Below are 6390 nucleotides of genomic sequence, written 5' to 3'. Positions count from 1 at the left end.
CGGCGACGGCGAGGGCGCCCCGCCGACCGCCCCGCCCGCGCCGGTCCCGGCCGCTGACGAGGGCGAGGCGCTTGAGGGCCGCGTGCTGGTCGACCGTCCGGACACGTTCCGGCCGGACGTGCGCGCCCGTCGGATGTCCGGCGAGCGTGCGCAGCGCCGCCCGATCATCGCGCCATGGCTGCGCGACCGCGCCGAGGCCAAGGCCACGATCCGGTGGGCGGTCGGCTACGCCGGACACGTCACCGGCTACCACGCCGCCCGCGTCCCGCTCTACAGCCTGCGGCTTGCCGGACGGTCCCCGCGTGGGCTGTTCCGGGTGGTGGCCGGTACGTGGCGGTGGACGTTCGATATCGAGTCTCGGCCGCTGCGCACGCACGCCATCGACCGCCGCAACGACGACGCGTACCTGAAACTGATGAGCGAGCGCAACGACCGTGTCCGCGCCCGCATGCTCGTCACCGGCGCCGGCCTCGCCGGTGGCGGGCTGGCCGCCATGTCGGTGGCCGCTGCCGGTGGCGTCACCCAAACCGCCGTGCTGGCCGCGCTGGTACTGCTGTTGGGCTGGATCGGCACGCCCACCGACCGGCGGATCCTGGACACCGCCGTCGTGTCGACCAAGGCGCCCAAGCTCACCTCGGAAATCGTGGTGCGGGCGCTGGCCTCGCTCGGCAACGCCGAGATCAACAAGGCGGTCGGCAAGGGCGGGAGCGGTATCACCTTCCCGGCCCCGATCACCCGTGACGGGCCCGGCTGGCGCGCCGAGGTCGACCTGCCGTACGGGGTGACGGCAACCGACATCATGGAGCGCCGCGACCGCCTCGCCTCCGGCCTGCGCCGCCCCCTGGGGTGCGTGTGGCCCGAACCCGCGCACGACCAGCACGCCGGGCGGCTGGTGCTGTGGGTCGGTGACCAGGACATGAACCAGGTCAAGCCGATCGCCGGCCCGCTGGCCAAGACTGCTACCCGTGTGGACCTATTCAAGCCGGTCCCGTTCGGCACCGACCAGCGCGGACGCCCCGTCACCGTGGAACTGATGTACGCCAACGCCCTGATCGGCGCGATGCCCGGCATGGGCAAGACGTTCGCGATGCGCGTGCTGGCCCTGGCCGCCGCGCTCGACCCGTCCGCCGAACTGCGCGTCTACGAACTCAAGGGCACCGGTGACCTGTCGGCCCTGGAAAAGGTCGCCCACCAGTACGGATCCGGGCAGGATGACGACACCCTCGCCGAGTGCCTGGCCGCGCTGCGCGAACTGCGCAAGGACCTGGAGCGGCGCGCCAAGGCGATCCGCAAGCTGCCCAAGGACATCTGCCCCGAGAACAAGGTCACTCCAGAATTGGCCGCCAAGCGGTCGCTGGGCCTGTTCCCGTCGGTGTTCATCCTGGACGAGTGCCAAAACCTGTTCGCCCACCCCGACTTCGGTGACGAGGCCGCCCGGCTGGCCATCGACATCATCAAACTCGGCCGCGCCCTCGGCGTGATCCTGCTGCTGGCCACCCAGCGCCCCGACAAGGACTCGCTTCCCACCGGTGTCTCGGCGAACGTGGGGCTGCGGTTCTGCCTGAAGGTCATGGGCCAGACCGAGAACGACATGATCCTGGGCACCTCGATGTACAAGAACGGGATCCGCGCCACCACCTTCACCAAGAAGGACAAGGGCATCGGCTACCTCGCCGGTGAGACCGACGACCCGCAGATCGTCCGCGGCTACTACATCGACAACCCCTCCGCCGACCGCATCGCCGACCGCGCCCGCGCGCTGCGCAAGGCCGCCGGCACCCTGACCGGCCACGCCATCGGTGAGGACACCGCCCCGGCCGCCGACGACGGCGCGTCCCTGCTGGAAGACCTCGCCGCCGTCATGGCGCCCGGCGAGGACAAGGTCCACTCCCAAGTGCTGGTCGACCGCCTCGCCGAACTCCGCCCGGCCGTCTACGGCCCGTGGACCGACCTCGACCCGACCGGCAAAGCCCGCCAGCTCGCCGCCGCGCTCAAGCCCTACGGCATCGGCACCCCGCAGGTTTGGGGACAGGACGAAACCGGCAAGGGCCGCAACCTCAAGGGCGTCCACCGCGACCACGTCACCGACGCCCTGAACGCCACCCGCCGCACCGACCGGTAGACCGCCGCTGCGCCTCTAGGTCTAGAGGCCGCCACCTCTAGACCTAGAGGCCCCTCTAGACACCCATCGGCCGTCTGACCAGTGATCTAGCGCCTAGACCCGCCACCTGCGACAACCACCGAAACAGCCCTGGAGGCCACTTGTGAGCCCCCTGCTCGCCGCCGCTAGCCACACCACCCACCCGTCCACCGCATGGCTCCTGCTCGCCACCCTCGGCGCCATCGGCTACCTGCTCCACTGCGTGATCTGGCCGTATCGGGCGTGCCGCAAATGCGACGGCGCCGGGCGGTTCCGCTCGCCGTCCGGCCGCGCCTGGCGCTACTGCAACCGCTGCGGCGGCAAGGGCGCCCAACTGCGCACCGGCCGCCGCATCTGGACCCACCTCAAGAGCATCGACCGCAACCGCCGTTAACCACCCGACCGGCCCCGGCGGCGCCGCCGACCGCCCGACAGACAAACGGGCGGCCCGGCGCACAAGCCACCAAGCACGCTGCCGGACCGCCCTTACCCCAACCGCTCACGTGCCCCAACGAGGCCCGCGAAATGGAGGTACCTCCATCATGACGCACAACCCGTCCGAACTCCCGCCGGTCGAGCAATGGCCGCTGCTGGCCGCGCCCGACTGCCCCACCTGCCAGCGGCCCGCCGACGTGGCATGGATCGGCCCGGCCACCATGGCGACCGGCGCCGAGGTCAACGTGTGGCGCTGCCGCGCCTGCTCCGCCGACTTCTCCATCCCCGCCGTTTGCTGGCCCGTCCTCGACGGCCCCGACTGCCCGTACTGCGGAACCGAGGTGACGTGCTGGGCCGCGCTCGCCCCCGACGCCTTCGGCGACCTGTGGACGTGCGAGTACGGCCACAAGTTCGTACTCACCCCCGAGGGGATCGTCATCACGCCCGGCAACGAGGACGTGTCGGACTGGGCGCCGATCTGGCCGCGCACCCGACGCGACCCGCGGGACGGCGAGGCCGCATGACCACCCCGCAACCGCTGTCCCTCGGGTCGATGTGCACCGGATACGGCGGGCTGGACCTGGCCGTGTCCACCGTCCTGGACGTCGCCCCCGCATGGGTCGCCGACCCCGACCCGGGCGCCGCTGCGATCCTCGCCCACCACATGCCGGACGTCGCCAACATCGGCGACATCACCGCCGTGGACTGGAAAGACGTCGTCCGCGTCGACATCCTCGCCGCGGGTTACCCGTGCCAGCCGTTCAGCCACTCCGGGAAACGGAAGGGAACCGCCGATGTCCGGCACCTCTGGCCCCACATCGCGAGGGCTGTTCGCCACCTACGACCAGGACTCCTCATCCTGGAAAACGTGGCCGGCCACCGGTCTCTGGGGTTCGACCGAGTACTCGGAGACCTGGCCGCCCTCGGGTTCGATGCGGAGTGGACGAGCCTACGAGCGTCCGATGTCGGCGCCGCCCACGAGCGGGAACGCGTCTTCGTCCTCGCGTGGCCTGCTGCCGACCCCCCGGACTTCCGACACCAACGGCGCGGGGCGACATGGCGCTGGCGGCTTGGACCTGCGGACGGCCGTGACGCTGCTGCCGACACCGACCGCGGTGCACTGGGCGCGCTGCTCAACCGCACACCGCACCAACCCCAAGCCGACCACGACCACCACGAGCCGGACGCTTCTGGACGTGTTCTGGACTGGGGCCCCTACACTGCCGCGATCCATCGATGGGAAGAGCTCCTCGGCCGCCCAGCTCCCGCTCCCACTGAGCCAGGACTGAACAGCCAGCCACGCCTGACGCCGGCCTTCACGGAGTGGCTCATGGGCCTTCCCACCGGATGGGTCACCGCCGTGCCTGGCCTCACCCGCAACCAGCAGCTCACGGCGCTCGGGAACGGCGTTGTCTGGCAGCAGGGCGCTGCCGCCCTGGCCGCGCTCCTCACCCGCCTCACCACCGACCGCCCACTGTCCGATGGGAGGGCCGCATGACCACCACTCGCTCCGACGCCGCGCTGGCGTGCGCGGCGCGTGGCTGGCACGTGTTCCCGCTGCGCCCTCGTGACAAGCAGCCCCTGCCTCGGTTCACCGACTGGGAGACGCACGCCACCACCGACCCGGCTCGGATCCGCGCGTTCTGGAGCCGCGACCCGGCGTTCAACGTCGCGGTTGCGTGCGGCCCGTCCGGGCTGGTGGTGGTCGACCTCGACATGCCCAAGCCCGGCGAGACCCCGCCGCCGGAGTGGGACATGCCGGGAGTCAACGAGGGCGCCGACGTGCTCGCCGTCCTCGCCGAACGGCACGGCGAGGAGTTCCCGCTCGACACCTTCACCGTGACCACCCGCCGCGGCGGCACGCACCTGTACTTCACCGCGCCGTCCGGCGTCCGGCTGCGCAACACCTCCGGCCGGTACCGCACCGGTCTGGGATGGCTCATCGACACCCGCGCCGCCGGTGGCTACGTCGTGGCGCCCGGCAGCTACGTGGACCTACCGGACGGCGCCGGCGCCTATCGCATCACCAACGACACGCCGCCCAGCCCGCTCCCGCCGTGGCTGGCCCACCTGCTCACCACGCCGCCCGCGCCCCTCTTGGGTGCCCCGTGCGTTGCCGGGACGGTCGCCGACTTGCCCGCCTACGTCCAAGCGGCACTCAAGGGGGAAGCCGAACGGGTCGCCGACGCGGTGACCGGTGGCCGCAATCACGCGCTCAACAAAGCCGCGTACAACCTCGGCCGCCTCGCCGGTGCCGACGCCCTTGACGCCGACCTCGCCGGATCGGTGCTGTACGAGGCCGCAGCCGTCCACTTTTGCACTGGCCCCAACGCCTTCACACCCGCCGACGCCCGCGCCACCATCCGCTCCGCGCTCGCCGCCGGCGCCCGCAACCCGCGCACCATCACCAGGGGGAACGCAGCATGACCACACCCAACCCCGCCACCCCGGACGGTCAACTGGTAGACGGCGCCGCGCTGCTCGATTCGCTGCGCGCCGCCCTCACCCGGTACGTGATCCTGCCGGGTTCGCAGGCCGCCGACGCGGTCACGCTGTGGATCGCTGCCACGCACGCGCAACCCGCCTGGCCGCACGCCCCGCGGCTGGTCATCCGCGCCCCGGAAAAGCGGTGCGGAAAGTCCCGGCTGCTGGACGTGGTGGAGGCCACGTGCCACGCCCCGTTCATCACCGTGAACTCCTCCCCGGCCGCGGTCTACCGGTCCATCACCGACGACCCGCCGACCCTGCTCGTGGACGAAGCCGACACCATCTTCGGCCCCAAGGCCGAGGGCAACGAGGACCTGCGCGGGCTGCTGAACGCCGGACACCAGCGCAACCGCCCGGCCAAGCGGTACGACGCCAACGCCAACCGAGTCGAGTCCATCCCGACATTCGCCATGGCCGCGCTCGCCGGTATCGGTGCCATGCCCGACACCATCGAGGACCGCGCCGTCGTCATCCGCATGCGGCGCCGCGGCCCCGGCGAAACCGTCGCGCCGTTCCGGCACCGCCGCGACCGCCCACCGCTCCGCCAGCTCGCCGCCGACCTCGCCGCGTGGCTGCGCGCCGACCTCGCCACCCTCGAAGCGGCCGAACCGCCCATGCCCGTCGAAGACCGCGCCGCCGACACCTGGGAACCCCTCGTGGCCGTCGCCGACCACGCCGGCGGACGTTGGCCCGACCGCGCCCGCGCCGCCGTTCTCGCCCTCACCGCCGACGCCGACGACAACGGCGAGATGTCCACCCGGCTGCGGTTGCTCACCGACTGCCGGACCGCATTCGGCACCGACACCGCCCTACCGACCGCCGTCCTACTCGACCGGCTCAAAGCCGAACCGGAAGCGCCCTGGGGCGACTACGGCCCCAACGGGCTCACCGCCATGAAACTCGGCACCATCCTGCGCGAATACGAGATCCGATCCGACACCATCCGATTCCAGACCGGACAGGCCAAGGGCTACCGCCGCGCCGACTTCACCGACGCATGGGCGCGCTACTGCCCCACCGACGACACCCCGCCCGGCGACACCGGCCCGGCCACCGTCCTACCCCTGCCGGGGGTAGGCCGTACCAGCCGTACCAGCCTCAACACCGCAGGTCAGACCCAATGAGGCTTGCCCGACTGGTACGGCTCAAGCCGTACCAACGCCCGCCCCCTGGTACGGCTCAAGCCGTACCACCCGCCAAGCCGTACCGCACCTGACCAGCAAAAACGAGGCTGGTACGGCTGGTACGGCTACCCCTCCCACCACCGCCACGCCTCCACCGGCGCACAAGCCACCAAGCCCGCCGCCGGTGGAGGTCATCCCACCCAC

At 71.7% G+C, this 6390-nt stretch carries 6 protein-coding genes; all 6 read left to right on the top strand.

Going from position 1 to position 6390, the window contains the following annotated elements; all coding sequences use genetic code 11:
- Positions 1–2122: FtsK/SpoIIIE domain-containing protein (locus E1266_RS10250; RefSeq protein ID WP_132046077.1), on the top strand; the 2122-nt coding region annotated here is incomplete at its 5' end.
- 142 nt (positions 2123–2264) lie between these two features.
- On the top strand, positions 2265–2534 hold the full coding sequence (locus E1266_RS10245) for a hypothetical protein (protein ID WP_132046076.1): 270 nt from the start codon (positions 2265–2267) through the stop codon (positions 2532–2534).
- Between the two features lie 148 nt (positions 2535–2682).
- Complete coding sequence (locus E1266_RS10240) at positions 2683–3099, top strand: hypothetical protein (protein WP_132046075.1); 417 nt, start codon at positions 2683–2685, stop codon at positions 3097–3099.
- Positions 3096–4073, top strand: a complete 978-nt coding sequence (locus E1266_RS10235; protein WP_132046074.1) for a DNA cytosine methyltransferase — start codon at positions 3096–3098, stop codon at positions 4071–4073. Before E1266_RS10240 ends, E1266_RS10235 begins: the two co-directional genes overlap by 4 nt.
- Entirely contained in the window at positions 4070–5002 is a 933-nt protein-coding gene (locus E1266_RS10230; RefSeq protein WP_132046073.1) for a bifunctional DNA primase/polymerase, read from the top strand. The genes E1266_RS10235 and E1266_RS10230 overlap by 4 nt, the downstream gene beginning before the upstream one ends.
- The gene (locus E1266_RS10225) at positions 4999–6186 is read left to right on the top strand and encodes a DUF3631 domain-containing protein (RefSeq protein WP_132046072.1); all 1188 of its coding nucleotides are present in this window, start codon (positions 4999–5001) and stop codon (positions 6184–6186) included. Before E1266_RS10230 ends, E1266_RS10225 begins: the two co-directional genes overlap by 4 nt.
- Positions 6187–6390: the final 204 nt, after the last annotated feature.

This window comes from Actinomadura sp. 7K534 (genome assembly GCF_004348575.1).
In the GTDB taxonomy this organism is placed as follows: domain Bacteria; phylum Actinomycetota; class Actinomycetes; order Streptosporangiales; family Streptosporangiaceae; genus Spirillospora; species Spirillospora livida.
This window is presented reverse-complemented; position numbering and strand designations above follow the sequence as displayed.

Coding starts and splice junctions, on each gene's coding strand:
- E1266_RS10240 (WP_132046075.1), top strand. CDS start 2,683: ATGACGCACAACCCGTCCGAACTCCCGCCGGTCGAGCAATGGCCGCTG.
- E1266_RS10235 (WP_132046074.1), top strand. CDS start 3,096: ATGACCACCCCGCAACCGCTGTCCCTCGGGTCGATGTGCACCGGATAC.
- E1266_RS10230 (WP_132046073.1), top strand. CDS start 4,070: ATGACCACCACTCGCTCCGACGCCGCGCTGGCGTGCGCGGCGCGTGGC.
- E1266_RS10225 (WP_132046072.1), top strand. CDS start 4,999: ATGACCACACCCAACCCCGCCACCCCGGACGGTCAACTGGTAGACGGC.